Here is a 25633-nt window from a genome sequence, read left to right as displayed (position 1 = left end):
CAGAATGTGAACGAAAGGGCAACAAGTGACCGAGCTTCAATCTATCGCAATGACCTCCAAGGCATGGCCGTTTGAGGAAGCGAAGAAGCTCGTCAAACGCTATCCGCAAGGAAAGCCCGATGGCGCACCTGTCCTGTTCGAAACCGGTTATGGTCCGTCGGGTCTGCCGCATATCGGCACGTTCAACGAAGTCTTGCGCACGACGATGGTGCGCCATGCTTATGAAACGCTGGTGCCGGGCGCCAAGACGCGGCTGGTGGCGTTCAGTGATGATATGGACGGCCTGCGCAAGGTTCCGGACAATATCCCCAACGGCGCAATGCTGACCGAACATCTGGGCAAGCCCTTGACGCGCACCCCCGACCCGTTCGGCAAGTTTGAAAGCTTTGCGCATCATAATAATGCGATGCTGCGCGATTTTCTGGATCGTTTCGGATTTGACTATGAATTTGTGTCGGCGACCGAACGCTATGAAAGCGGCGCGTTTGACGATGCGCTCAAAAATGTGCTGCGCCATTATCAGGGTATCATGGACATCATGCTGCCGACCTTGCGCAAGGAACGCGCGGCGACCTATTCGCCGGTGCTGCCTGTGAGCGAAAAGAGCGGCATTGTTTTGCAGGTGCCGGTCGAGGTGGTCGATGCCGATGCGGGTCTCATCCGCTTTACCGATGATGAAGGCGAAACGGTCGAACAGTCGATTTTGGGCGGCAAGGCCAAGCTCCAATGGAAGGTCGATTGGGCGATGCGCTGGGTTGCGCTCGGCGTTGACTATGAAATGTATGGCAAGGACTTGACCGATAGCGGGGTGCAATCGGGCAAGATTGCGCGCGTATTGGGCGGTCGTCCGCCCGAAAGCTTAATCTATGAAATGTTCCTCGACGATAAGGGCGAGAAGATTTCCAAGTCCAAGGGCAATGGCCTCGCGCTTGAAGATTGGCTCACCTATGGGCCGCAGGAAAGCGTGGCTTTCTATGCGTTCCGCGAGCCAAAATCGGCCAAGCAACTGCATATGGGCGTCATTCCCAAGGCGGTCGATGAATATTATCAGTTCCGCAACACATGGCACGATCAGGACGATGCCAAGAAGCTCGGCAATCCGGTGCATCATATCCATAATGGCAAGGTGCCCAATACGCCGTTGCCGGTGACGTTCGGGCTGTTGCTCAACCTTGTCGGCGTGTTGCCTGCGGGGGCGACGCGCGATCAGGTGTGGAATTATCTCGGCAATTATGTCGCGGATGCGGAGCCGGAAAACCATCCGGAGCTGGATGCGCTGGTCGGCCATGCGCTCGCCTATCACCGCGATTTTGTCGCCCCGACTTTAAAGCGCCGCGCGCCGACCGATAATGAAGCGGCGGCCCTGCGCACGCTCGACAGCGAATTGGCGGCTCTGCCTGCGGGCGCGCCCGCCGAAGATATTCAAAACATCGTCTATGCCATCGGCAAGGACGAAGCCTATGGTTTTGAAAATCTGCGCGACTGGTTCAAGGCGCTCTATGAAACGCTGTTGGGGGCCGAGCAAGGGCCGCGTATGGGCAGCTTCATTGCGCTTTATGGCATTGATAATAGCCGGAACCTTATCAGTGAAGCGTTAAGCTGAGCGGCGCTGGATCGAAAATGCATTTCGATGGTTGGCTAGGCGTCATCACGCGACCGGGAGGCAAAAGAATGAACGGTCCGACCATCGAACAACTGGCGCTCGATCTGCTTGGCAAAACGCTGGAGGAGCTGGAAACCGAAGAGGAGCGGGTGCTGGAAGCGATCCGCAGCCGCAACATCATGGCGAGCGATGTGGCCGATACGTGCGATGCCAATGCGGGCTTTGGTGACAGGCTGGCCGACAGGGTTGCCGCGATTGGCGGGTCATGGGGTTTCATCATAGGTTTTGCGGTGGTGCTGGCCGCTTGGATGCTGCTCAATTCGGGGGTGATGGCCAAGCTTGGCCTGACCTTTGATCCTTATCCTTATATCTTCTTGAACCTGATGCTGTCGATGCTGGCCGCCATCCAGGCGCCGATCATCATGATGAGCCAGAACCGTCAGGCGGCCAAAGACCGTATCGCGGCGCGCCATGACTATCAGGTCAACCTCCACGCCGAATTGGAAATCAAACGGCTCCATACCAAAATTGACGGCTTGCTCGACCTTTTGAAAAGGGAGGAAAGCCGCAAACAGGCTTCATCCTCTCAGGCCCCAAGTCGTCAGCCCGGAGAATGAGCGCGTGACCGCCCGCGGCAGCCGCTTTTCCCCGGCGCTTATTTTCATCTTTGTTGTCGCCTTTATCGACGTGATGGCGATGGGGATTACCATTCCCATCCTCCCCAAGCTGATCGAGCAAATGGCGGGATCGAACGCCGATGCGGGCTTTTATAACGGCCTGTTCATCGCGCTGTGGGCGACGATGCAATTCATCTGCTCGCCCATTATCGGGTCGCTGTCCGACCGTTATGGGCGGCGTCCGGTCCTGTTGCTATCTGCCATCGGTTTGGCGGCGGATTTTGTGCTAATGGCGCTCGCACCGGACCTGTGGTGGCTCGCTGCAGGGCGCATATTGTCGGGCATTATGTCGTCAAGCTTCACCACCGCTTTTGCCTATATGGCCGACATCACCCCGCCCGAAAGCCGCGCGCGGGCTTATGGACTGATTGGTGCTGCGTTTAGCGCAGGCTTTGTTGCTGGGCCGTTTATCGGCGGTGTTTTGGGAGAATATGGGCCGCGGGTGCCATTTTGGGCGGCGGCCATTTTGAGCGGCGTGACCTTTCTTTACGGTCTGCTTGTATTGCCGGAATCGCTTTCGCCGGAAAAGCGCATGGCCTTTTCGTGGAAGCGTGCAAACCCGTTCGGCGCGCTCAAATTGCTGGCCTCGCATCCGGAATTGACCGGGCTGTCGCTGGTCAATTTCCTGCTCTATTTCGCGCATCATTTGTTCAGCGCGGTGTTCGTCCTTTATGCAGGCTATCGCTATGGCTGGGGCCCGTTAGAGGTCGGTTTGTTGCTCGCGCTGGTCGGCGTTCTGGATATGATTGTGCAGGGTGTCATTGTGGGGCCGGTGGTCAAACGTCTGGGCGACCGGCGCACGATGATTGCGGGGCTGGTGATGGGGGCCATCGGCATAGGCTGTATGGGGCTGGCAAGCACCGGTTGGCAATTTATCGCGGCGATGCTGCCCAATGCCTTTTGGGGCCTTGCGATGCCGACCATCCAGTCGCTCATGACCCGCCGCGTTTCCGAAACCGAACAGGGCCAGCTTCAGGGCGCGAACAATAGTGTGGGCGCGATTGCGGGGGTTATTTCGCCGCTCTTTTTCGGCTGGGCCTATGGCAAGACGGTCGGCCCCGATGCCGCTATCCCGCATCCCGGCACGACCTTCTTTATCGCCGCAGCGGTCATGGTGCTGGCCGCCCTGATTGCCACATCGGTCGCGCGGCGCGGGGTGGCGCGCGATAGGCTTACGACAATAGATTAAACCGTCGCGGGTTGCGGTTGGGTGACTTCGGCGAGGACTTCGCCATAGCCTTCCGCAACCGTCATGCGCGGGCCATAGCCTTTGCTCATAAGGGCGCGGTGGGCGCGCGGCAGGTTCCAGCATGGAACGCCCATGAACAGATGATGCTCCAAATGATAATTGACCCAATAGGGTGCGACCAAGGCCCGCTCGGTAACGCTGGCCAGCGTGGTGCGGGCATGGCTGAACGGGTCATCGCTCGCGGTCGTGGTGCAGGCGTGTTCGGCGATATTGCGGATGCGCAGGAAAAGCTGAAAACTCGTCGCGAGTGCGACAAACCATAGTGCAAAAGGCAGGATGCCATAACCGCTTGCAAAACTTAAGGCGAGCAACATGATTTGAAAGCCGATGAAGCGGAGGGTCGCGCGACCGATAAACACTTGCTGTTCCTTTGCGTCGGGCTTCATGCCTTCCAACGCCATTTTGATCTGCGCGCCGCGTTGCTTCAAAAAGGTAATGCCGGTGAGGTCGCGCCCCATTTTGCGCAGCATCGAGCTTTGCGAGGTAGGGAAGGGCGCTGACAAGGGCAGGTCGGGATCTTCGGGTTGCTGCGTGAAGGCATGATGTTTCAGATGATAGGCGCGATAGGCTTGGAGGTCGGTGCCGACCGGCGCGGCGCACAGCCAGTCGCCGATGAAATTGTTAAGCTTGCGGTCGGGGTGGAGATGGCCGTGGGCGGCGTCATGCATGAGGATGGCAAGCCCTAATTGCCGCCCGCCGATGAGGAATGCCGCGATAATCCATGCGACCGGATGGTCGAGCCACACCGCGCCGGCTATCAGCAGCACAATCACGCCCCACGCATGGGCGACCAGCCACAGCCCGCGCCAGCGCGAGCCTTGCGTCAATATGCGCCATTCGTCTGCGGAAAATATATCGGTCGGCTTTACCGCCTTCACCTGTCCCATGCGACCCCCACCTATCGTCGCGCCGGATGCCGGTTTTTCCGGTCGTTTCCGCGCTTTGCCCCTTCGTGCGGGAGGGAGGATAGCAAAAAGCGCGCCACAGGCAAGCCGCAGCGCGCTTTTAGGATTGAAAAAAGGCCGGTTTATTTTTCGCGGCTTATTTCTTCGCTGCAATCCAGCGGTCGATTTTTTCTTCCAATATTTTGAGCGGCAGGGAGCCGGTCATCAGCACCTGCTCGTGAAATTCCTTAATGTCGAATTTCGGGCCGAGTTCGCTTTCGGCCTTTTGGCGCAGACGCTGGATGGTGAGCGCGCCAACCTTATAAGCGAGTGCCTGACTGGGGATGGCGATATAGCGTTCGACCTCGGCGGTCGCGTCGGTTTTGCCCATATCGCTATTGGCGAGCATATAGTCGATTGCCTGTTCACGCGTCCAACCTTTGGCATGGATGCCGCTATCGACGACCAGCCGCATCGCGCGCAGCATTTCGTCGGACAGCGTCCCCATGCGCTGATAGGGGTCGGCATAAAAGCCCATCGGATAGCCCAAAGTTTCGGCATAAAGCGCCCAGCCTTCGACATAAGCGGTATTGCCGCCAAAGCGCATGAAGGGCGGGAGTGCTTCATTTTCCTGCGCCAGACTGATCTGGAAATGATGCCCCGGCGCGCCTTCGTGCAAATAGAGCGTGGTCATCCCCGGCGTGGTGCGCGAAGGGAGGTCATAAGCGTTGAAATAGAAACGCCCCGGACGCGACCCGTCGGGCGAGCCGGATTCATAGCTGCCGCCCGCTTCATATTTTTCGCGGAATTCTTCGTAAGGGCGGATTTCCAACTTACTCTTGGGGATGGTCGAAAAATAGTCCGGCACCTTGGCGTCTACCGCTGCGCCAATTTTATAATAGCCTTGGGTGAGCGCGTCGCGGCTCTTCATCTTGAGTTTCGGGTCGGTGCGCAGATGGTCGAAAAACTGCGCGAGCGTGCCTTTGAAGCCGACCTCGGTTTTGACCTCTTCCATCCCCTTATGGATGCGCGCGACCTCGCTGAGGCCCAGATTATGCACCTCATCCGGGGTCATATGGATGGTGAGCGTATTGTCGATCAGGCGTTGATACAGCATATCGCCGCCCTTCATATATTTGAGGCCCACGCCATCGCGCGCGCTCTTCAGATAGTCATTTTTGAGATAGTCGCGAAGGCGGGTGAGGACGGGGTAAATTTCATTCTGGATCGACGCGCTATAGGCGGCCGTGAAACGATCCTTGTCGGCTTGCGAAAAGTCTTTGGGGAAGTTGCGGATTGGTCCCGAATAGGGCGATTCCATCAGCTTTTGCTTAAGCTGCGCGTCGATTTGGCCAATCATATTATTGGTCGTCATCTTGGTTTCGACGACACCGGCTGCTTGCCCCTGTTTGAAGCGCGCAATCGCGCGGTCCATCATCGACACAAATTCCTTGTTGCGCTTCAAACCATTTTCATAGTCTGTGACGGTCTTGTAGGGCGCGCCGCCCTGACCGCTAGAAAAGGTCGGATACATGGTGTGCAGCCCGTAAAAATGGTTCATCGGCCGCCCTTGGGTCAGCGCCATATATTCGGGGCGATAATCGACCAGCCGGTCCTCATTGGTGAATTTGAAAACATCATAAGCAAGCTGGTCGGTCGGGTTGAGCGCCGCACGATCAATCTTGGCGAGCCCTGCCAGATTATCCTCGACCAGCTTTTTGGATGCCGCATCAAACGCATCGCTATAATAATCGCCCAGCTTGTTGGCATAGCGCATATCGCCGCGATAAATCGCGCTGACCGGATTGAGCTTCAGTTCGGCTTCATCCGCATCGGCGAATAATTTTTTGAGCGCAGCCGCTTGGTCGACTTGGGCCGCAGGAAGGTCCGGCGATGCTGGCGGCGGAGTCGCGCCCGCACTTTCGCTCGGCGTTGCGGTGCTGGCGCAGGCGCCAAGCATCAGAGCGGGCAAGGAAATTGCGGCGAGACGAAATAAAATGGCTTTCGGGGCGCAAGCTTTCATGGGGATCATCGACTCCTGTTCATTATGCCTGTTCATTATAATTGTCCGGACCATAGGCGTTCATGTGGAGCGCGCAAGCTGGTTTGGGCGAGGGGGGCGACATCTTCTGCCGTTCGTCCAGAGTAGCAGCGAAGCTGCGTATCGAAGGATAAAACTGCGCGCCTGCCTGTCCTTCGATACGGCCTTCGGCCTACTCTGGACGAACGGGGGTGGGGTAGCGCCCCCTCCCAATCCTCGTCATCCCCGCGAAAGCGGGGATCCATCTCCGGACCATTAGGCAAAACGCAAGGTCACCAGATGGATTCCCGCTTTCGCGGGAATGACGAACGTAAGAGAAGCAATCGGGAAAATGAGGCGGAATTGCGCGCCCTATGGCTCGCCTGCGCCCCAAATATGGCTTTCGCGGATATAGCCGCGTTTGCCGCCGACATTGAATACGCACCAGCCTTTGCTGCAATCGGTGATGAAGCCGACGACGCCGGGTTCGGCGCGGTAGGCGACATTGGCATCATCCTTGGGCGCATCGCGCATCGGGCGGATTGCACCGGTGACAATGGCCGAGCGTTTGGCCGACAAAAGCCGTGCGGCCATCCAGCCTTGTGTGCCGTCAGGGTCTTCGATTTTGCGCCAATTCTGATAGACTTCGATCACCTTGATCGGAAGATTTTCGCGGCGATATTGCCACATCACCGGCATCGCTTCGGACGGCCCTTTACGCATCCGCGCATCATCGGTCGCAATCGACGCCCAATAGGGGGTCTTGCGCTCCTCTTGGGCAGCCAGCGGCGCAGCGGCAAAAGAGGCGAGGAGGGGCAGCAGAAAAAGGGGAAGAAGGCGGCGGTTCATGGGAATAAACCAGTGCCATAAGCCGCGCGCGCGGGCAAGCGTTGCGCGGGGGCAAAGCTGTAAACTTGTTACATTTCCGCACAATGCTGTCCGGCCCCGCTTTCCGGAGCCTCAAACAAGGTGCGCTACACACGTGTCGCGGGCCATTGCGCCCGAACCATGCCCCGCCTAAGACGGACCAATATAGGCCTATAGAGGAAGCCCGCAAAGCTAGCATCATGACCGAAACCGATCGTCCTTCGCGTCCGCGCATCATCGTCACCCGCCGCTTGGCCCCTCATGCCGAAGCGCGCATGGCCGAATTGTTCGAAACGGTGTTGAGCGCCGATGACCATGATATGGATGATTCCGAACTGGTCGCCGCGATGCAGGATTGCGACGTGCTGGTGCCGACGCTCAACGATCATTTGACGGCGGACCTGATCGGCAAGGCGGGGCCAAGGCTCAAGCTGATTGCCAATTTCGGCAATGGTATCGACCATATCGACCTTAAGGCCGCGCGCGCCAAGGGCATTATCGTTACCAACACGCCGGGTGTCTTTACCGAAGACACCGCCGATATGGCGATGGCGCTCATCCTTGCGGTGCCGCGCCGTTTGGCGGAAGGCGAAAAGCTGGTGCGCGCGGGCGCATGGAAGGGCTGGACCCCTTCAGGGATGCTCGGCCACCGCATCGGCGGCAAGATTGTCGGCATTATCGGCATGGGCCGCATCGGGCAGGCGGTAGCGCGCCGCGCGCGCGCGTTCGGCCTGTCGGTCCATTATCATAACCGGCGGCGGCTTCCCGAAACGCTGGAACAGGAATTGGGCGCAAGCTATCATGCGACGCCCGACACATTGCTCAGGATTGCCGATATTGTTTCAATCCATTGCCCGCACACGAGCGAAACGCATGAGCTGGTCAATGCCGCGCGCATCGCCGCGATGAAGCCGACCGCTTATATTATCAACACCGCGCGCGGCGAGATTATCGAAGAGGCCGCGCTGGTGGATGCACTCGCCAAGGGCAAGATTGCGGGCGCGGGCCTCGATGTTTACAGCCAAGGGCCAAAGATCGACCCGCGCTTGCTCACGCTCGATAATGTCGTGTTGTTGCCGCATATGGGTTCGGCCACCTTTGAAGGTCGCGAAGCGTCGGGCGGGCGCGTTATCGCCAATATCCAGGCCTGGTCCGACGGCCACCGTCCACCCGATCAGGTGCTGGAAGGCTGGGTATAAGCCCGGCTCCCCCCGCGTATTTGCACGGCCTATAGCTGTTTACTATTTTTACGGGGTTAGCGTGTAGTTTACGCATTCCAGCTTGCGCACGATGGTGATAGGCTGGCGTCATTATCATGCGGATGACTGCAAATAGCATATTGATAAGCGGGGATAAAATATGAAATTGGCCAAAGTTGCGCTGCTTGCCGGATTGACCGTGTCTGCAAGCCTTGCCCCCACGGCGGCAAGTGCGCAGGAGCTGGTTGCGGATAGCGGCGATACAGGCTGGATGCTGGCGGCGTCTGCTTTGGTCCTGTTCATGGCGCTCCCCGGCCTCGCGCTTTACTATGCCGGACGGTCGGCCAATTTACAGGGCGCAACCCGCGCGGTGACGAGCCTGCTGGCGATTATTGCCGCTGTGTCCTTGCTATGGATCGTCATCGGTTACAGCCTTGTCTTTTCGCCTACGGGCGGCAGCTATATCGGCGATGGCTTTAACTGGATGCTCAATAATCTGGGCATGGTGCGCGGCAATACGACCGTGCCGGAATCCGCTTTTGCGCTGTTCCAGATGGGCTTTGCCTGTGTTGCCGCAATGCTTGCGGTCGGCGCGGTGGTGGACCGCGCGCGCTTTGGCTGGATGCTCGGCTTTGCGAGCCTGTGGACGCTTATCGTCTATGTGCCGGTGGCGCATTGGGTGTGGAGCGGCTGGTTGGGCACGCTTGGCCTGCTTGATTTTTCCGGCGGGCTTGTCGTCCATGCAACGGCGGGCGTTTCGGCCTTGGTGTCGGCGCTCGTGGTCGGCAAGCGCAGCGCGCCCGAACAAGCGCTCGACAGCGGCTATACGCCCTTGTTCGCGCTTGCAGGCGCGGCAATGCTGTGGATCGGCTGGTTCGGCTTTACCGGCGGGTCGGAACTTGCCGCAACCGACGATGCGGTCATCGCCATCGTCAACACCCATTTGGCCGCCTCAGCCGCCGCCTTGGTGTGGGCGCTTCTCGAACGCTTGCTCGACGGCAAGAATAGCGCGCTGGGCGTGGCGATGGGTGCGGTGTCGGGCCTTGCGACCGTCACCGCATCGGCTGGTTATACCAGTCCCGGCGGGGCGATGATTATCGGCGTGATTGGCGCGCTGGCCTGTTTCTTTGCGGCCCGAAGCCTTCGTACGCGCTTTGACGATGTGACGGGTGTGGTTGCTGTGAACGGCGTCGGCGGTATAACCGGCACCTTGCTGGTCGCGCCCTTCCTGTTGCCTGCGCTTGGCGGGCTTGGCTTTGACGGTAACCAGACATTGGTGAGCCAGCTTATCACCCAGGTGATCGGCGTCGGTGTCGTCCTTATCTGGGCGGTCGTCGGCACGTTGATCTGCGCTTATATCGCCGCCGTTACCGGCAAGATGCGCGCGGAGGATTGAAAGCGCGTGCCATGAAGGCGATGGCGCGCGTCCTGTCACCTGTCTATTTGCTGTCAGTCCAATTCAGACATCGCAAAGGAACGAATCGCTATCAGCAGCGATAGACCGGTCCCGGCGTGACTCCCTTGTCCCTGATTTGCCCAATGTGCCGGGGCCGGTTCCCGGAGAAAAGCTATGACATTTATGGGTAAGTTCAATTTGAAAAACGGCCTCAACGCCTTGGTGGCAACCGTTGCGCTCGGCGCAATGATCGCGCCGGGTGTGGCACAGGCACAAGAGCGCCGCGGCGACAATCGCGGCCAGCGCAGCGAGCGGAGCTGGGATCGCGGTAACCACCAGCGCAGCCAGCAGCCCCGCGTTCAGCAACCGCGCGCCCAACAACATCGCGAGGTTCGCCCCGAACAGCGCCGTTGGAACGGCCAGAATGACCAACGCCGTTGGAATAACGACCGCCGCGACAATGATCGTCGTGGTAATGATTGGCGCAATAATGATCGTCGCGACAATGACCGGCGCTGGAACAATAACCAGCGTTGGGATAATGGCCGCGACCATGACCGCCGCTGGAATAATGATCGCCGCCCGTCGAACAATGGCTGGCATAATGGCTGGCGCAATGACCGTCGCTATAACTGGCAAGGCTATCGCAACCAGTATCGCGACCGCTACCGGATGCCGACCTATTATTCTCCCTATCGCGGGCGCGGCTATAGCCGGTTGAGCATCGGGATTAGCTTGGGTTCAGGCTATTATGGCTCGCGTTATTGGATCAACGATCCCTATCAGTATCGCTTGCCCCCTGCGCCTTATGGTGCGCGTTGGGTCCGCTATTATAATGACGTCGTGCTGGTCGATATGCGCCGTGGCCGCGTAATTGACGTGATCCACAACTTCTTCTGGTAAGAGGTTGGGTTAGGAAAAAAGAAAACGCCGGACTGTGATGGTCCGGCGTTTTTTTTGTTTCAAATTACCGTCATTGCGAGGAGGCGGAGCCGACGAAGCAATCCAGTGTTGCGCGAAAACGCTCTGGATTGCCGCGCCGCTTCGCGGCTCGCAATGACGGTCGAGTGGAGGGAGAGGCTTAAACCAACTCCACCGCAACTGCTGTCGCCTCGCCGCCGCCGATACACAGGCTCGCAACGCCGCGCTTTTTGCCGTGGCTCTGGAGCGCGGAAATCAGCGTTGCCATAATCCGCGCGCCACTGGCACCAATCGGGTGGCCGAGCGCGGTCGCGCCGCCATGCACATTGATCTTGTCGTGCGGGATGCCAAGGTCGCGCATCGCGATCATCGCGACCACCGCAAAGGCTTCATTGACTTCGAACAGGTCGACATCGTCGAGGCTCCAACCGGCCTTGTCGAGCACCTTCTTGATCGAATCGACCGGCGCGGTGGTGAATTTGGCGGGCTCATGCGCATGGGCAGCGGTGGCCACAATGCGCGCAACAGGCTTCAAGCCCTTGGCATCGGCAACACTCTGACGAGTCAGAACCAGCGCCGCCGCGCCATCCGAAATGGACGAGGCATTGGCTGCGGTAATCGTGCCATCCTTGGCAAAAGCAGGCTTCAGCGTCGGGATTTTGGTAACATCGCCCTTGGGCGGCTGTTCGTCCTGCGTCACTACTTCATCGCCCTTTCGGCCTTTGATCGTGACCGGCACGATTTCAAGATCGAACAAGCCCTTTTCCTGCGCATCCTGCGCGCGGCTGAGCGAGGCAATCGCATAGGCGTCCTGATCGTGGCGGGTGAATTGATATTCGCCCGCCGTTTCTTCGGCAAAGCTGCCCATTGCGCGGCCCGGTTCATAAGCATCTTCAAGGCCGTCCAAGAACATCGAGTCCATGATGCGGTCATGGCCGATGCGCGCGCCGCCGCGATGCTTGGCGAGCAGATAAGGCGCGTTAGTCATCGATTCCATGCCGCCAATGACGAGCATATCGACATTGCCCGACGCCAGCGCCTCTTCGCCCATGATTGCGGCCTGCATCCCCGACCCGCACATTTTGTTGACCGTGGTGGCTTCGACCGATTGGGGGAGGCCCGCCTTTAACGCGGCCTGACGGGCAGGGGCCTGGCCCAAACCTGCGGGCAACACACAGCCCATATAGATGCGTTCAATGTCCGCCGCGTCCACGCCTGCGCGTTCGACCGCTGCCTTGACGGCGGTTGCACCAAGGTCGGTGGCCGATGCGCCCGACAGGCTGCCTTGGAAACTGCCCATCGGCGTGCGCGCGAAGGAAAGGATAACGACGGGATCGGCGGGGGTTTCGGAGGATGCGGTCATGGCGAGGACTCCAGAATTTCGTCATGCCCGACTTGATCGGGCATCCATCTCCTGACATCGGAATTTACAGGGACGGAGATGGATTCCCGCCTTCGCGGGAATGACGATAGTTTATAAAATAGCCCATCCGCCCTACCGATAATTCCCCCCTTCCGCAATTCCCTCCTCTTCTGCTAAGTGAGTAATAATATTACAATCAGCATGAGGATGCTTGCCATGACGACCGCCCCCGCTCTTGATTTTGCTTTAGGCGAAATGGCTGACGCGATCCGCGACACGACTGCCAAATTTTCGGCTGACAAGATTGCGCCGCTGGCGGCCAAGATTGACGCCGATGACTGGTTCCCGCGCGATGAATTATGGACCGCGATGGGCGAGCTTGGCCTGCATGGTATTACGGTCGAGGAAGAATTTGGCGGGCTTGGCCTTGGCTATCTGGAGCATGTCATTGCGTGCGAGGAAGTGAGCCGCGTGTCGGCCTCCATCGGCCTTAGCTATGGGGCGCACTCCAACCTGTGCGTCAACCAGATCCGCCGCTGGGGCAATGCCGAACAAAAAGCCAAATATCTGCCCAAGCTGATTTCGGGCGAACATGTCGGCAGCCTTGCCATGTCGGAAGCAGGCGCAGGGTCTGACGTGGTTTCGATGAAATTGCGCGCCGACCAGAAGGGCGACCGTTTCATCCTCAACGGCACCAAATTCTGGATCACCAACGCGCCTTATGCCGATACGCTGGTCGTTTATGCCAAAACCGGCGAAGGCTCGCGCGGCATTACCGCTTTCCTCATCGAAAAGGATATGCCGGGTTTTTCGATCGGCCAGAAGATCGACAAGGTCGGGATGCGCGGCAGTCCCACGGCGGAACTGGTGTTCAACGATTGCGAAGTGCCGGAAGAAAATGTCATGGGGCCGATCAATGGCGGCGTCGGCGTGTTGATGAGCGGATTGGATTATGAGCGGGTGGTCCTCTCGGGCATCCAGCTTGGCATCATGCAGGCCTGCCTCGACACCGTCATCCCTTATGTGCGCGAGCGCCAGCAATTCGGCAAACCGATTGGCAGCTTCCAGCTTATGCAAGCCAAGGTCGCGGATATGTATGTCGCATTGAACAGCGCCCGCGCTTATGTCTATCAGGTGGCGAAGGCGTGTGATGCAGGCCAGACCACGCGATTTGACGCGGCGGGGGCGATTTTACTGGCATCCGAAAATGCGGTGAAGGTCGCCAATGAAGCAGTGCAAGCTCTGGGTGGCGCAGGTTACACCAAGGATTGGCCGGTCGAACGCTATATGCGCGACGCCAAATTGCTCGACATTGGTGCGGGGACAAATGAAATCCGCCGGATGTTGATCGGGCGCGAGTTGGTTGGCGGGGCGGGGTGAGCTTAATCTCCCCCTAGACCGGAGGCTGAACTGATGTGGCTGTCTTTGAAAGACCGATTATATCGGGCCATGTTTACGGTAGTTCCATTCGGATTATTTGCCGCGGTGTGTTTTGGCGGAGAATGGCGAGGATATTTTGCCCTATTGATTGTATGTTATATTGTCGCCATGATCTTTTACGGACGGAATATGGACGGCGATAAAGTGGTTTTTGGGTTGCCTTTGAATGATGATGGTACAGTGAAAGTGCCATTCTTTGGCGATCGGCAGCGGCGAAAGAGCGACGCATCAGGCGAAGATTCCGACCTTGGCGCGGACAAGCACAAGTCGGTCGATTAAACGCCTCTGTGCTCACGGCAAGGTCACATATGCCTTAACATGTTCTTCCGTCATTGCGAGCGTAGCGAAGCAATCCAGAGTGGCTTTGCGCCAACTCTGGATTGCCGCGTCGCTTCGCTCCTCGCAATGACGCGCTAGAAGGTTATTATTGTCTTCGCGGGAGCGCCAAGGTTGCGCAAATTACCCCCACACCTTCACGCGCTTATCTGGCGCAAGGTAAAGCTTATCGCCTTCCTTCACATCGAACGCCTTATACCACGCATCCAGATTACGCACGGTGAGCGCGCGGTAATTGCCGGGTGCGTGGCCGTCGGTGGCGATGCGTTGGCGCAGCGCCTCTTCGCGCATCTTGGTCGCCCAGGTTTGCGCATAAGCGATGAAGAAACGCTGGTCGCCGGTGAGGCCGTCAATGACGGGGGCTTCCTTGCCTTTTAGCGACGCACGATAGGCGTCATAAGCCGCCTGCAAGCCCGCCACATCGGCGATATTTTCGCCCAAGGTCAGCTTGCCGTTGACGTGTAAACCGGGGAAGGGCTCATAAGCGTCATATTGCGCGGCGAGCGCATTACCTTGCTGTTCGAAGTGGGCGAGGTCTTCCTTGGTCCACCAGTTTTTGAGTGCGCCGGTTGAATCAAACAGCGCGCCATTATTGTCGAAACTATGGCTGATTTCATGCCCGACCACCGCACCGATCGCGCCATAATTATAGGCGGCATCGGCCTTGGGGTTAAAGAAAGGCGGCTGGAGGATTGCGGCGGGGAAATTCAGCGCATTTTGCACCGGCAGATTGACCGCATTGATCGTTTGCGGCGTCATCCACCATTCGCCCTTATCCATCGGCTTGCCGAGCTTCGCAAGCTGGTGCGTATATTCCGCCTTCTGCGCCGCCACCTTATTGGCATAAGGATTGTCGGGCGTAATCGTCACATTGGCATAATCGCGCCAGCTATCGGGATAGCCGACGCCCACCACAATGGTTTCGACCTTCTTCAAAGCCTCGTCGCGGGTCGCGGGGGCGAGCCAGTCGATGGTCTTCACCCGATCGGCAAAAGCGGCCTTGATGTTGGTGACCATGCCCTGCACTTCGGCCTTGGCTTCGGCGGGAAAATATTTGTCGGTATAGGCTTTGCCCATCGCATCGCCGAGATCATTATTGACCGCATCCAGCGCGCGCTTGTCGCGGCTGCGCTGTTGCGGGGTGCCGTTCAAGGTGGTGCCGTAAAAAGCGAAATGGTCCGCATCAAGCTTGGTCGGCAGCACTGCGGTATTGGTGTTGATCTGATGGAAGGCGAGCCAATCTTTCCAAGCATCCAGCGGCTCGGACTTAACGAGCGCGGACAAAGCCGTGATGGCTTTGGGGTGATAGGCGGCAAATTTTTGCTGTGCACCCAATTGAGAGGCATTGAAGAAGCGCGTCCAGTCGATACCGGGGGCTTTGGTGTCAAAGTCCGCGCGCGCCCACACATCCGCCGATTTGCCGAAATCTTCGCTATCTTCGCGTGGCTGCTGTGCCTTGGCGATTTTCATTTCCAGATCATAGATGCGCGCGGCCTTGGCGTCGGCATCGGCGATCCCCGCATCGGTCAACAGCTTGGCGATATAGGCTTTATAGGCAGTGCGGATGCCGGCCATCTTGGCATCGCCCGACAGGAAATATTCGCGTTCGGGAAGACCGGTGCCGCCTTGCAGGATATAGGGCAATACTTCGCCCGGTGTCGCAAGCCCTTGCGTTACGAAAAGGCCGAACAGATTTTCGGTGTAAAAATTGGTCGCATTGAGCGGGTCCACATCGGCGCGTATCTGGCTCCCCAGCACGTCGGATAGGGTCGCCACATCGGTAATCGCCGCAAAGCGCATAAGGTCGGCTTCGACTGGCTTCATACCCGCCGCATCAATCGCGGCAGTATCAAGATAGGCATTATAATAGTTGGCGATGCGGCCCTCATTGGTGTCCGCCGCCGGTTTTGCCGCAAGGATGGTCTTGAGCAATTCGTCATTCTGCTTTTCGGTCGCAAGCGTCGCGGTATAGAAGGAGCCGACATTCGACCGATCCGCCGGAATTTCGGTATTTTTCTGCCAGTTGCCATTGGCATAGCCGTAAAAATCATCGCCGGGCTTCACGCTCTTGTCCATCGCGGCAAGGTCAAGCCCGATCTCGGTGCCGGTCATCTCCTTGTCGGCTACGGTCTTGCCATCGGTCGGCGGCTTGCAGGCAATCGGCCCAGCGAGCGCAGTAGCGGCGGCGAGTAGCGCAATGAATGTACGGTTGGCCATGGAAGCGACTCCTTCACATCAAATTTTGAAGCGGGGGATATAGGCCCATCCCTGGCGGCTCGCAAATTTCCCTTACGCCGCGCGTCCGCGCATCCTTTTCATCGGCCATCGAAACGGCTAGGCAAGGGCCACGACCCTAGAGGAGAAGTATCAGCGTGAGCGCGCCTGTTATTGAAACGAAAATCGACCGCGATAGTGACGGCTATAAAGCCAATTATGCGCATAATATGGCTTTGCGCGACGAGCTTTATGCACGCGTCGGGGCCGCGGCGCTTGGCGGCAATGAAAAATCGCGGGAACGCCATGTGAGTCGCGGCAAATTATTGCCCCGCGAGCGCGTCGAACGTCTGCTCGACCCCGGCTCGCCCTTGCTTGAAATCGGCCAGCTGGCGGCGGGCGACCTTTATGATGGCGAAGTGCCGGGCGCGGGGATGATTGCCGCAATCGGACGCGTCTCGGGCCGCCAGTGCATGATTGTCGCCAATGACGCGACGGTCAAAGGCGGCACTTATTACCCGATGACGGTCAAGAAACATTTGCGCGCACAGGAAATCGCCGAAGCGAACCGCTTGCCGTGCATCTATCTAGTCGATTCCGGCGGTGCGAACCTGCCGCATCAGGCCGAAGTCTTTCCCGACCGTGACCATTTCGGGCGGATTTTTTACAATCAGGCCAATATGTCGGCCAAGGGCATCCCGCAAATTGCCTGTGTGATGGGAAGCTGCACTGCGGGTGGCGCTTATGTTCCCGCCATGTCCGACGAAACCGTGATTGTGCGCAATCAAGGGACGATCTTTCTGGCCGGGCCGCCGCTAGTCAAAGCCGCAACGGGCGAGGAAATCAGCGCCGAAGATCTGGGCGGCGGCGATTTGCACGCGCGCAAATCCGGCGTTGTCGATCATCTTGCGGAAAATGACGAGCATGCGCTCACCATTGTGCGCGACATTGTCTCGCATTTGCCGACACCGTTCGGGGCAGGGGCGATAGCGGGCGCGCATGATAATGTGACGACCAACCTTGACCCTGCGGGCCTTAAAGAACCGCGCGCGCCCAAATATGACCCCAAGGAATTATACGGCCTCATCCCCGACGATGTGCGCGCGCCTTATGATGTGCATGAAGTCATTGCGCGCCTTGTCGATGGCAGCGAATTCCATGAATTCAAGGCATTATACGGCACGACGTTGGTGTGCGGTTTTGCGCATATCTGGGGGATACCGGTCGCCATCCTCGCCAATAATGGTGTGTTATTTTCGGAAAGCGCACAAAAAGGCGCACATTTCATCGAACTGGCGTGCCAGCGGCGGATACCCTTGCTGTTCCTGCAAAATATCTCCGGCTTCATGGTCGGCGGCAAATATGAAGCGGAAGGCATCGCCAAACATGGCGCAAAGCTGGTGACGGCGGTTGCGACCGCGACCGTTCCCAAAATCACCGTGTTGATCGGCGGCAGCTTTGGCGCGGGCAATTATGGCATGTGCGGCCGCGCCTATTCGCCGCGTTTCCTCTTCACCTGGCCCAATAGCCGCATCTCGGTGATGGGCGGCGAGCAAGCGGCCAGTGTGCTGGCAACCGTCCACCGCGATGCGGATAGCTGGACGCCGGAGCAGGCCGAAGCCTTCAAAAACCCGATCCGCCAAAAATATGAAGATGAAGGCAACCCCTATCACGCAACCGCAAGGCTGTGGGATGACGGGATTATCGACCCGGCACAGACGCGCGATGTGCTGGGCTTGGCGTTCGCCGCGGCGCTGAATGCGCCGGTGGAAGAACGGCCTGCCTTTGGTGTGTTCAGGATGTGATGGAGAAGCTATGAAGACAGTTTTTCAAGAAGATCAGTACGGTTGCGGTACTGCTTGCGCTGCCATGCTAATAGGGAAATCATACAGTTTTGCAGCACGACTGGTTTTCCCAGATCGCGATTTCCCGAAACAACGCCCAATTTCCATCGATACTAAACCTTTAGTGCAGGCCGTGAAAGAGTATCGCAAGGAAGACCATAGAGCTCGCATCTCAACAAAGCGGCATTTGCGGGATATCGAACATGATGCTTTGTTAATTGGCTATCTCATGGGATATGATGATGAGAAAGAGCGAATGCATTTTATGGTATGGGACCCAAAACAAAAATGTGTTCGCGACCCAAAAGGGTTTGAACGACCCTGCCGAATAACATCCTATGTAGCTTTTAAATGAGACGAGTTATTTGATCTTGTTGAAATCGACCGCATTCCTCCCCGTGCCGGGGAGGATTTTATGGGAAATAAGCTTATAAGAACTCCTCCCCGGAACGGGGAGGGGGACCGTTTGCCGGAGGCAAATGGTGGAGGGGATTAGGTGGCACTAACCGGGACTTCACGCACCGTCACCCGCGCCCGCGCACTGCGCCGCGAAATGACGTTGCCGGAAGTGCTTTTGTGGAAACAGCTTAAAGCTCGACCGGGCGGCTATAAATTCCGGCGACAACATCCGGCAGGCATCTATATTCTCGATTTTATATGTATGTCGGCAAGGCTTGCTATCGAAGTTGATAGCGCAGCGCATGACGGTGCGACGCGCCATTTTCAGGATCTCAAACGCGATGCGTGGCTGGAGCGCCACGGCTATGCCACGATACGCATTGCCGCGCGCGACGTGCTGGGCGATATGGATGCGGTGTTGGCGTATCTCGTAAACAAATGTCGTGCGCGCAATCCCCTCCACCATCCTTCGGATGGTCCTCCTCCCCGAGACAAGCTCGGGGAGGAGTTTTAAGGAATTTTCATGACCTTTCCTTTTTTTCTTGCCCTAACGTTTCAATCCGCAACCTTGCCACCGGCCATCCCTCTGCCGCCGCCATCGTCCGATGAGTCCGCTGTTCTTGCGCCGGTGGAGCGCATGTTTGCAGGGCTGAAGGCGCGCAATTCTGCCGCCATTCTCGCCGAACTGCGCCCCGATGGCCGCGCGGTTGCGGTGGTGGAGGATGGTGCCCAAGCGACCGTCAAATCGCTCGCGCTTGCCGACTTTGCCGCCTCGATCAAACCCGGAACCGAGCAGTTGGAGGAAAAATTCCTCGGTCGCCCCGCGATTGAAGTCGATGGCAATATCGCCACGGTGCTCGCGCCTTATATCTTCACTGTGAACGGCGAGCTGTCGCATTGCGGCACCAACCATATCGGTCTGGTGCGGGAGAACGGGGCGTGGAAAATTGCGTCCATCCAATGGACACAGCGCAAGACAAATTGCCCCCCAGACTAAAACCCATGCGAGACCAAGTGTGAGCTTTCTCTTTTATATCCTTGCAGCCATTGCCGAAATTGCGGGCTGCTTTGCCTTTTGGGCATGGTGGAAACTCGACAAGCCGATATGGTGGCTGGTCCCCGGAATGGTTGCGCTCGCGACCTTCGGATGGCTGCTTGCGCAAGTCGATACCGGCCATGCGGGGCGTGCTTTTGCAGCCTATGGCGGTATCTACATTGTGTCGGCCATTCTATGGGGCTGGGCGGTTGAAGGGCAGATGCCGGATCGCTGGGATATGATAGGCGGGGCGGTATGTCTTTTGGGTGCGGCAATAATTTTTGCAGGACCGCGCGCTGCAATAACAGGAAGCTAGTGCGCTCTGTCCTGTTGCACGCTATGGGAGGGGCATAGGCGCAGTCCCTTCGACAAGATGCGCAAAAATACAAACGAGCAGGATGCCATGATCAAATCCCTCCTCATTGCCAATCGCGGCGAAATTGCGTGCCGGATTATCCGGACCGCGCGCAAGCTGGGTATCCGCACGATTGCGGTCTATTCGGATGCCGATGCAAACGCGCTCCATGTCCGCACGGCGGATGAAGCGGTGCATATCGGGCCTTCCCCTGCGCGCGAATCCTATCTGGTTGGCGACAAGATTATTGCAGCGGCCAAACAAAGCGGCGCGGAAGCAATCCACCCCGGCTATGGTTTCCTGTCGGAAAATGCGGAATTTGCAAGGGCCGTCAAAGAGGCGGGCCTCGTCTGGGTCGGGCCGGAGCCGGAGAGCATCATCGCGATGGGGCTTAAGGATGCGGCCAAGCAATTAATGGCCGACGTCGGCGTTCCGGTGACGCCCGGCTATTTGGGCGAAGACCAATCGGGCGCGCGTTTACAGGCGGAGGCGGACGCTATCGGCTATCCCGTGCTGATCAAGGCGGTCGCGGGCGGCGGCGGCAAAGGGATGCGCAAGGTCGACCGCGCCGAAGATTTTGCAGATGCGCTTTTGTCCTGCCAGCGCGAGGCGGCGGCCTCGTTCGGCAATGATGTGGTCCTCATCGAAAAATATATCCTCTCGCCGCGCCATATCGAGGTGCAGGTGTTCGGCGACAGCCACGGCAATATCGTCCATCTGTTCGAGCGCGACTGCTCGCTTCAGCGCCGCCACCAGAAGGTCATCGAAGAAGCCCCCGCGCCCGGCATGAGCGAAGAAACACGCGCGGCTGTATGCGAAGCGGCGGTCAATGCGGCCAAGGCGGTCAATTATGTCGGCGCGGGCACAATCGAATTTATCGCGGACGCGAGCGAGGGCCTCAAGGCCGACCGCATCTGGTTCATGGAAATGAACACGCGGCTTCAGGTCGAACATCCGGTGACCGAAGAAATTACCGGACAGGATTTGGTCGAATGGCAATTGCGCGTGGCGTCGGGAGAGCCGCTCCCCAAACGTCAGGATGAACTCGCGATCAACGGCCATGCGATTGAAGCGCGGCTTTATGCCGAAGACCCGTCCAAGGGCTTCCTGCCCTCCATCGGCAAGCTAGACATGTTCAAACTGCCCCGCGCACGGCCCGGCCTCGACCCGCGCTATGATATGGGCGTCAATTGGGGCGATGAGGTCACGCCTTTTTATGACCCGATGCTCGGCAAGATTATTGTCCATGCCGAAGAACGGTGGGAGGCGATCGACGCGCTGGCCGAAGTGTGCGAGCGCACGATGATCTGGCCGGTGGCGACCAATCTCGGTTTTGTCGCGCGCGCGCTCAAGATGAAGGAATTCCGCAAGGCCGAAATCGACACCGGTTTTATCGACCGGCACGCCGACGACCTCCTTACCGCCAAACTGCCGCTTGCCGATATGGCTGCCCATGCAGCGGACGAGTTGAAGCTGTTCCCCAAGAAGAAAGCGGGGCGGCCTTGGCGCGATTCGCGCGGCTTCCGCATGAACGGCGCGCGCCGCGCGGAATTGCACCTCATCGACGATCAGGGCGACGTCCATGCGGTGGACCTCACCAAAAAGCCCAAGCGCAAATTCAAGGATTGGGGCAAAAACCCGCTGGTCATGAAATATGGCGGCGATTATCGCGCCTTCCGTGTCTATCAACCGCGCGGCGTCATTGGCGGGGCGGGGAGCGATGGCACGATCCTGTCGCCCATGCCCGGCAAGATCATCGCCGTCGCGGTCGCCGCCGGGGACAAGGTTGCCAAGGGCCAGAAATTGCTCACATTGGAAGCGATGAAGATGGAACATAGTCTTGTCGCGCCCTTTGACGGGGTGGTCGCCGAACTTAATGCGCAAGAAGGCGAGCAGGTTCAGGTTGATGCGCTGCTGGTCAAGGTGGACGCCGACAAAGAACAAGCGGCATAAGGCAGAGACAGGCTTGGGCCATGACCGAATGGTTTGAATTCCACCCGACCGCGATTGTTGCGCTCGCCGGACTGGCGGTGGCGGTGATCGGCACCATCGCCGAACGCCGCCGTGCGAACCGGCGCAACATCAATAATGTCGGCTTCATGCCCTGGCGCGGGATTGTGCTGGCAGGGATTTTCGTGGCGCTCATCGCGGGCGCTTATGCGTTCAAGGGCGGGTAGGGTATCATTTCCTATCAATCCCATATTGACATGATATCATGATATGATATCGCTATATCAATGACACGAATCCTGGCAGATCTTCCCGAAGAGGATGTGAAATGGCTCGACCGCATTGCGGTTGAACAGGGCAAATCGCGCGCGGCTATTTTGCGTGAGGCGGTTGCGAATTATCGCGACGAGACATTGGCGCAGGGGATAGAGAAATATTTCGGGCTGTGGGAAGGGCGCACCGATATTGAGGATGCGCTAGCGTGGCAGCAACGCGAGCGGGCGACGTGGGTGCGGGCCGGTTCGGGACGTGATCATGATAACGGGCGAAAGTCCGGTGCGTGAAGCCCGATGAGTGAGCCCCGATGAGCGAAGCAATGTTCGATACCGGCATCTTGATTGATGCGTTGTGCGGCGTCAAACCGGCGCAAGTCGAACTGACGCGCTATTCGCGGCGGTTCATCAGCCGGATTACCTGGATGGAAATATTGAGCCTGTCCGCGCCCGACGACGCGCGGCGCAGCGAAGAATTTATGGACCATTTCACCATATTGGAAGTGGACGAGGAAATCGGCCGCCGCGCGGCGACCTTGCGCACCCAACGCCCCGGACTGACGTTGCCGGACGCCATAATATTGGCGACGGCGCTGCTGCGCGGTCGCGTTCTCATCACCCGTAATACACAAGATTTTCCGGCCAATATGCCGGGTATTCGCGTGCCTTATAGCATTTAACTTCACCGTCTTCATTTTTCGGCTAAAGAGCATCCACTCCAACCCCCAAGGAACTGACTTCATATGTGCGGCATTATCGGGATTATCGGCAAAACGGATGTAGCAGACGCGCTGGTCGACGGGCTTAGAAGGCTGGAATATCGCGGCTATGATTCGGCGGGGATTGCGACGTTGGAAGATGGCGCGCTCGACCGTCGCCGCGCCGAGGGCAAATTGAACAATCTCGCCAAAGTGCTGGTGGACCAGCCTTTGGGCGGGGCGATCGGTATCGCGCACACGCGCTGGGCGACGCATGGCGCACCGACGACCAGCAATGCCCACCCGCACGCGACCGACCATGTTGCGCTGGTCCACAATGGCATCATCGAAAATTTCAAGGAATTGCGCGAAGAATTACAAGCGCGCGGACGCAGCTTTACGTCGGAAACCGATACCGAAGTCGTCGCCCATCTGGTGAGCGAGCAGATTGAAGCGGGGCAAACTCCGGAAGAAGCGGTCAAGGCTGTGCTGCCGCGGCTGCGCGGGGCGTTTGCGCTCGCGATCCTGTTCAAAAATCATGACGATATGCTGATCGGCGCGCGATTGGGCTCGCCGCTGGTCGTTGGCTACGGAGACGGCGAAAATTATCTGGGGTCGGATGCGCTCGCGCTTGCGCCGCTGACGCAGAAGATTGCCTATCTGGAAGAAGGCGATTGGGCGGTTGTGAAGCGCGACGGTGTTGCCGTGTTCGACAAAGATAATAACCCCGTCACCCGCGAAATCACCACATCGGGCGTGTCGGCGGCGGCGGTCGAAAAGGGCAATTACCGCCACTATATGCAGAAGGAAATTTTCGAGCAGCCCACGGTGGTCGCGCAAACCTTGCGCAGCTATTTGCGCGGTGTGGAGCAGCAAGTTGCGCTGCCGCAAATGGACTTTGACCTGTCGGCAATCAAGCGCATCACCATCGTGGCGTGCGGCACCAGCTTCTATGCGGGCATGGTCGCCAAATATTGGTTCGAACAATTTGCGCGCGTCCCCGTGGACATCGATGTGGCGTCCGAATTCCGTTACCGCGAGCCGGTGATGGAGGAGGGCGGTTTGGCGCTCTTCATTTCGCAATCGGGCGAGACGGCGGACACACTGGCGGCGCTGCGCCATGCGCGGGCCGAAGGGCAGAAGATTGCGGTTGTCGTCAATGTGCCGACTTCAAGCATGGCGCGCGAGGCCGACTTGCTGCTCCCGACCCATGCCGGGCCGGAAATCGGTGTGGCGTCGACCAAGGCATTTTCCTGCCAGTTGGCGGTGCTGGCCGCGCTCGCGGCGCATCTCGCGGTGGTCAAGGGCCGCATCAGCCGCGATGAAGAACGCGACATTGTGGCACAGCTCACCGAAACCCCGGCGGCGCTCAACGCCGCGCTCGCCCATGATGGCGAGATCGAGAAAATGGCCCCGCTGATCGCACCCGCCCGCGATGTGCTCTATCTTGGCCGCGGTCCCGACTATCCGCTGGCGATGGAAGGTGCGCTCAAGCTCAAGGAAATCAGCTATATCCATGCCGAAGGCTATGCGGCGGGCGAAATGAAGCATGGCCCGATTGCGCTGATCGACGAAAATGTGCCGGTGATCGTGCTCGCTCCGTCCGGGCCTTTGTTCGAAAAAACCGTGAGCAATATGCAGGAAGTGCGCGCGCGCGGCGGCAAGATTGTCCTTATCTCGGACGCGGAGGGCCTGAACCATGCAGGCGAAGGCTGCCTTGCGACCATCGAAATGCCCAAAGTCCACCCGCTGATCGCGCCGTTGGTCTATGCCGTGCCGGTGCAATTGCTCGCCTATCATGTGGCGGTCGCCAAAGGCACGGATGTCGACCAGCCGAGAAATTTGGCGAAGTCAGTGACGGTGGAGTGAGGCCGATAGCATAAATTGCGCATAAATTGGCATCATGCTATTATGGCTGTCCAACCATCGCAGGAGGAGCGCGCATGAACCTGTCTATCGGAGAGCGTTGGGAAGATTATATCGATCAACTGCTTCAGCAGGGCCGCTATGGCTCGGCGAGCGAGATTGTACGCGAGGGGTTGCGGCTGGTCGAGGAACGTGAACAAAAGCTTGCAGCCTTGCGCGCGCGGATTGAAGCGTCGATTGCCGAAGGTGGCGCGCACTCTATCGAGGATATGCGCGGATCGGTAAAAGCAACGCTTGGCGAATGGGAGAAGAAGCGCAAGCAGCACGCTGCCTGATGCGCAGGTTAACCTTTACAGATGCGGCACAGCGCGATCTGGGCGCAATTGCCGTCTATGTCGCGGAACAAAGCCGGGACGTGGCAAGTGCAGAAAACTTGATCGACAAGCTATTGGCCCGTTGTGAACGGCTTGCCCGGTTGCCGGGACTTTTGGGGTCGGCCCGTCCCGAACTGCGGCAGGATCTGCGCAGCGTGCCGGAGAGCGGCTTTATCATCTTTTTCCGTTACCGTGCCGATGATGTTGAAATCGTGAACATATTGCACGGCAGTCGTGATCATATTTCGTGGTATGACATAGGTTATGACGACTAACTCACCTTAATTTTGATATTTCCCTGCACCACGCCCCGCCGCATCAAGCGGCTCGGTTCGTCGCTAAACGCGGAACAGGCGCGGGGCGGAGCCGTTTTAAGCGCATCTTTCCCACGAAATTTCACGAGGAGGAAAATGCGATGAGCATGACCAAAAAATTATTGGCAGGCTTTGCAACGGCAACTTTGGCGCTGGCACCGATGAGTGCATCGGCGGCCCCTGCACGGATGGACGCGCCCATGTCCGAAAGTTCGGAGCTGAGAGGCGGCGCTGGCGGCACCGTTTTGCTGGCGCTGGCTGCGGCGGGCTTTGCCTATGTGCTGTATGAGCTGATTTCGGGCGATGATGATGACCATCCGGTCAGCCCCTAAAGCCTTGCGCTAGCTTAATAGATA

26 protein-coding genes are annotated in these 25633 nt (G+C 58.3%); 21 read left to right on the top strand and 5 right to left on the bottom strand.

Features of this window, described 5'->3' with window-relative positions:
• The first annotated feature begins 25 nt into the window (after positions 1–25).
• From DMP17_RS05515 to DMP17_RS05505, 3 genes are all read left to right on the top strand, one after another.
• Positions 26–1603, top strand: coding sequence for a lysine--tRNA ligase (locus DMP17_RS05515; RefSeq protein ID WP_337828059.1), 1578 nt, complete (start codon positions 26–28; stop codon positions 1601–1603).
• Between the two features lie 68 nt (positions 1604–1671).
• Positions 1672–2220: a DUF1003 domain-containing protein gene (locus DMP17_RS05510; RefSeq protein ID WP_337828058.1), complete on the top strand. Its 549-nt coding sequence runs from the start codon at positions 1672–1674 to the stop codon at positions 2218–2220.
• Between the two features lie 4 nt (positions 2221–2224).
• Positions 2225–3469: a TCR/Tet family MFS transporter gene (locus tag DMP17_RS05505; RefSeq protein WP_337828057.1), complete on the top strand. Its 1245-nt coding sequence runs from the start codon at positions 2225–2227 to the stop codon at positions 3467–3469.
• Here the strand turns inward: DMP17_RS05505 and DMP17_RS05500 are convergent.
• The 3 genes from DMP17_RS05500 to DMP17_RS05490 form a co-directional block, all read right to left on the bottom strand.
• Positions 3466–4416, bottom strand: a complete 951-nt coding sequence (locus DMP17_RS05500; RefSeq protein WP_337828056.1) for a fatty acid desaturase family protein — start codon at positions 4414–4416, stop codon at positions 3466–3468. The two genes, DMP17_RS05505 and DMP17_RS05500, sit on opposite strands and share 4 nt — an antisense overlap.
• Positions 4417–4570: 154 nt before the next feature.
• A complete protein-coding gene (locus DMP17_RS05495) occupies positions 4571–6445 on the bottom strand; it encodes a DUF885 domain-containing protein (RefSeq protein WP_337828055.1) in 1875 nt (624 codons plus the stop codon).
• 360 nt (positions 6446–6805) lie between these two features.
• Positions 6806–7282, bottom strand: coding sequence for an SH3 domain-containing protein (locus tag DMP17_RS05490; protein ID WP_337828054.1), 477 nt, complete (start codon positions 7280–7282; stop codon positions 6806–6808).
• Between the two features lie 218 nt (positions 7283–7500).
• Here DMP17_RS05490 and DMP17_RS05485 point away from each other — a divergent pair, with 218 nt between their 5' ends.
• The 3 genes from DMP17_RS05485 (at position 7501) to DMP17_RS05475 (ending at position 10798) form a co-directional block, all read left to right on the top strand.
• Positions 7501–8499 (top strand): 2-hydroxyacid dehydrogenase, encoded by a 999-nt coding sequence (locus DMP17_RS05485; protein ID WP_337828053.1) that lies wholly within the window; start codon positions 7501–7503, stop codon positions 8497–8499.
• Positions 8500–8659: 160 nt separating this feature from the next.
• Entirely contained in the window at positions 8660–9895 is a 1236-nt protein-coding gene (locus tag DMP17_RS05480; protein ID WP_337828052.1) for an ammonium transporter, read from the top strand.
• Positions 9896–10078: 183 nt separating this feature from the next.
• A complete protein-coding gene (locus DMP17_RS05475; protein ID WP_337828051.1) occupies positions 10079–10798 on the top strand; it encodes an RcnB family protein in 720 nt (239 codons plus the stop codon).
• Positions 10799–10976: 178 nt separating this feature from the next.
• Here the strand turns inward: DMP17_RS05475 and DMP17_RS05470 are convergent, their stop codons facing one another.
• Positions 10977–12179, bottom strand: coding sequence for an acetyl-CoA C-acyltransferase (locus DMP17_RS05470; RefSeq protein WP_337828050.1), 1203 nt, complete (start codon positions 12177–12179; stop codon positions 10977–10979).
• A gap of 216 nt (positions 12180–12395) precedes the next feature.
• On the opposite strand from DMP17_RS05470, the gene DMP17_RS05465 reads away from it, so the two are divergent.
• Both DMP17_RS05465 and DMP17_RS05460 read left to right on the top strand, forming a co-directional pair.
• On the top strand, positions 12396–13559 hold the full coding sequence (locus DMP17_RS05465) for an isovaleryl-CoA dehydrogenase (RefSeq protein WP_337828049.1): 1164 nt from the start codon (positions 12396–12398) through the stop codon (positions 13557–13559).
• A gap of 33 nt (positions 13560–13592) precedes the next feature.
• Positions 13593–13898 carry a hypothetical protein gene (locus DMP17_RS05460; protein ID WP_337828048.1) on the top strand — a complete coding sequence of 102 codons (306 nt, stop codon included), beginning with the start codon at positions 13593–13595 and terminating at the stop codon, positions 13896–13898.
• 180 nt (positions 13899–14078) lie between these two features.
• Here the strand turns inward: DMP17_RS05460 and DMP17_RS05455 are convergent, their stop codons facing one another.
• A complete protein-coding gene (locus DMP17_RS05455) occupies positions 14079–16172 on the bottom strand; it encodes a M13 family metallopeptidase (protein ID WP_337828047.1) in 2094 nt (697 codons plus the stop codon).
• Between the two features lie 155 nt (positions 16173–16327).
• Between DMP17_RS05455 and DMP17_RS05450 the strand changes: the two genes are divergently transcribed.
• The 13 genes from DMP17_RS05450 to DMP17_RS05390 all read left to right on the top strand — a co-directional run bounded on the left by DMP17_RS05450 (position 16328) and on the right by DMP17_RS05390 (position 25609).
• Positions 16328–17974, top strand: coding sequence for a carboxyl transferase domain-containing protein (locus DMP17_RS05450; RefSeq protein ID WP_443217824.1), 1647 nt, complete (start codon positions 16328–16330; stop codon positions 17972–17974).
• Positions 17975–17984: 10 nt separating this feature from the next.
• Positions 17985–18368 (top strand): hypothetical protein, encoded by a 384-nt coding sequence (locus DMP17_RS05445; RefSeq protein WP_337828046.1) that lies wholly within the window; start codon positions 17985–17987, stop codon positions 18366–18368.
• A gap of 141 nt (positions 18369–18509) precedes the next feature.
• Entirely contained in the window at positions 18510–18926 is a 417-nt protein-coding gene (locus DMP17_RS05440; protein WP_337828045.1) for an endonuclease domain-containing protein, read from the top strand.
• Between the two features lie 9 nt (positions 18927–18935).
• Positions 18936–19409: a hypothetical protein gene (locus DMP17_RS05435; RefSeq protein ID WP_337828044.1), complete on the top strand. Its 474-nt coding sequence runs from the start codon at positions 18936–18938 to the stop codon at positions 19407–19409.
• Positions 19410–19428: 19 nt separating this feature from the next.
• Positions 19429–19764: a YnfA family protein gene (locus tag DMP17_RS05430; RefSeq protein ID WP_337828043.1), complete on the top strand. Its 336-nt coding sequence runs from the start codon at positions 19429–19431 to the stop codon at positions 19762–19764.
• A gap of 87 nt (positions 19765–19851) precedes the next feature.
• Positions 19852–21756 carry an acetyl/propionyl/methylcrotonyl-CoA carboxylase subunit alpha gene (locus tag DMP17_RS05425; RefSeq protein ID WP_337828042.1) on the top strand — a complete coding sequence of 635 codons (1905 nt, stop codon included), beginning with the start codon at positions 19852–19854 and terminating at the stop codon, positions 21754–21756.
• A 20-nt stretch (positions 21757–21776) separates the two neighbouring features.
• A complete protein-coding gene (locus DMP17_RS05420) occupies positions 21777–21980 on the top strand; it encodes a hypothetical protein (RefSeq protein WP_337828041.1) in 204 nt (67 codons plus the stop codon).
• Positions 21981–22040: 60 nt separating this feature from the next.
• On the top strand, positions 22041–22316 hold the full coding sequence (locus tag DMP17_RS05415) for a ribbon-helix-helix protein, CopG family (protein ID WP_337828040.1): 276 nt from the start codon (positions 22041–22043) through the stop codon (positions 22314–22316).
• A 20-nt stretch (positions 22317–22336) separates the two neighbouring features.
• Positions 22337–22705, top strand: coding sequence for a type II toxin-antitoxin system VapC family toxin (locus DMP17_RS05410; protein WP_337828039.1), 369 nt, complete (start codon positions 22337–22339; stop codon positions 22703–22705).
• 63 nt (positions 22706–22768) lie between these two features.
• Positions 22769–24592 (top strand): glutamine--fructose-6-phosphate transaminase (isomerizing), encoded by a 1824-nt coding sequence (gene glmS, locus DMP17_RS05405; protein ID WP_337828038.1) that lies wholly within the window; start codon positions 22769–22771, stop codon positions 24590–24592.
• A 74-nt stretch (positions 24593–24666) separates the two neighbouring features.
• Positions 24667–24924, top strand: coding sequence for a type II toxin-antitoxin system ParD family antitoxin (locus DMP17_RS05400; protein WP_337828037.1), 258 nt, complete (start codon positions 24667–24669; stop codon positions 24922–24924).
• A complete protein-coding gene (locus DMP17_RS05395) occupies positions 24891–25238 on the top strand; it encodes a type II toxin-antitoxin system RelE/ParE family toxin (RefSeq protein ID WP_337828036.1) in 348 nt (115 codons plus the stop codon). Before DMP17_RS05400 ends, DMP17_RS05395 begins: the two co-directional genes overlap by 34 nt.
• Positions 25239–25378: 140 nt before the next feature.
• Complete coding sequence (locus tag DMP17_RS05390) at positions 25379–25609, top strand: hypothetical protein (protein ID WP_337828035.1); 231 nt, start codon at positions 25379–25381, stop codon at positions 25607–25609.
• Positions 25610–25633: the final 24 nt, after the last annotated feature.

The organism is Pseudonocardia sp. TMWB2A, assembly GCF_017312135.1.
The sequence above is the reverse complement of the archived record's forward strand: the minus strand, read 5'-3'. Positions and strand labels throughout refer to the sequence as shown.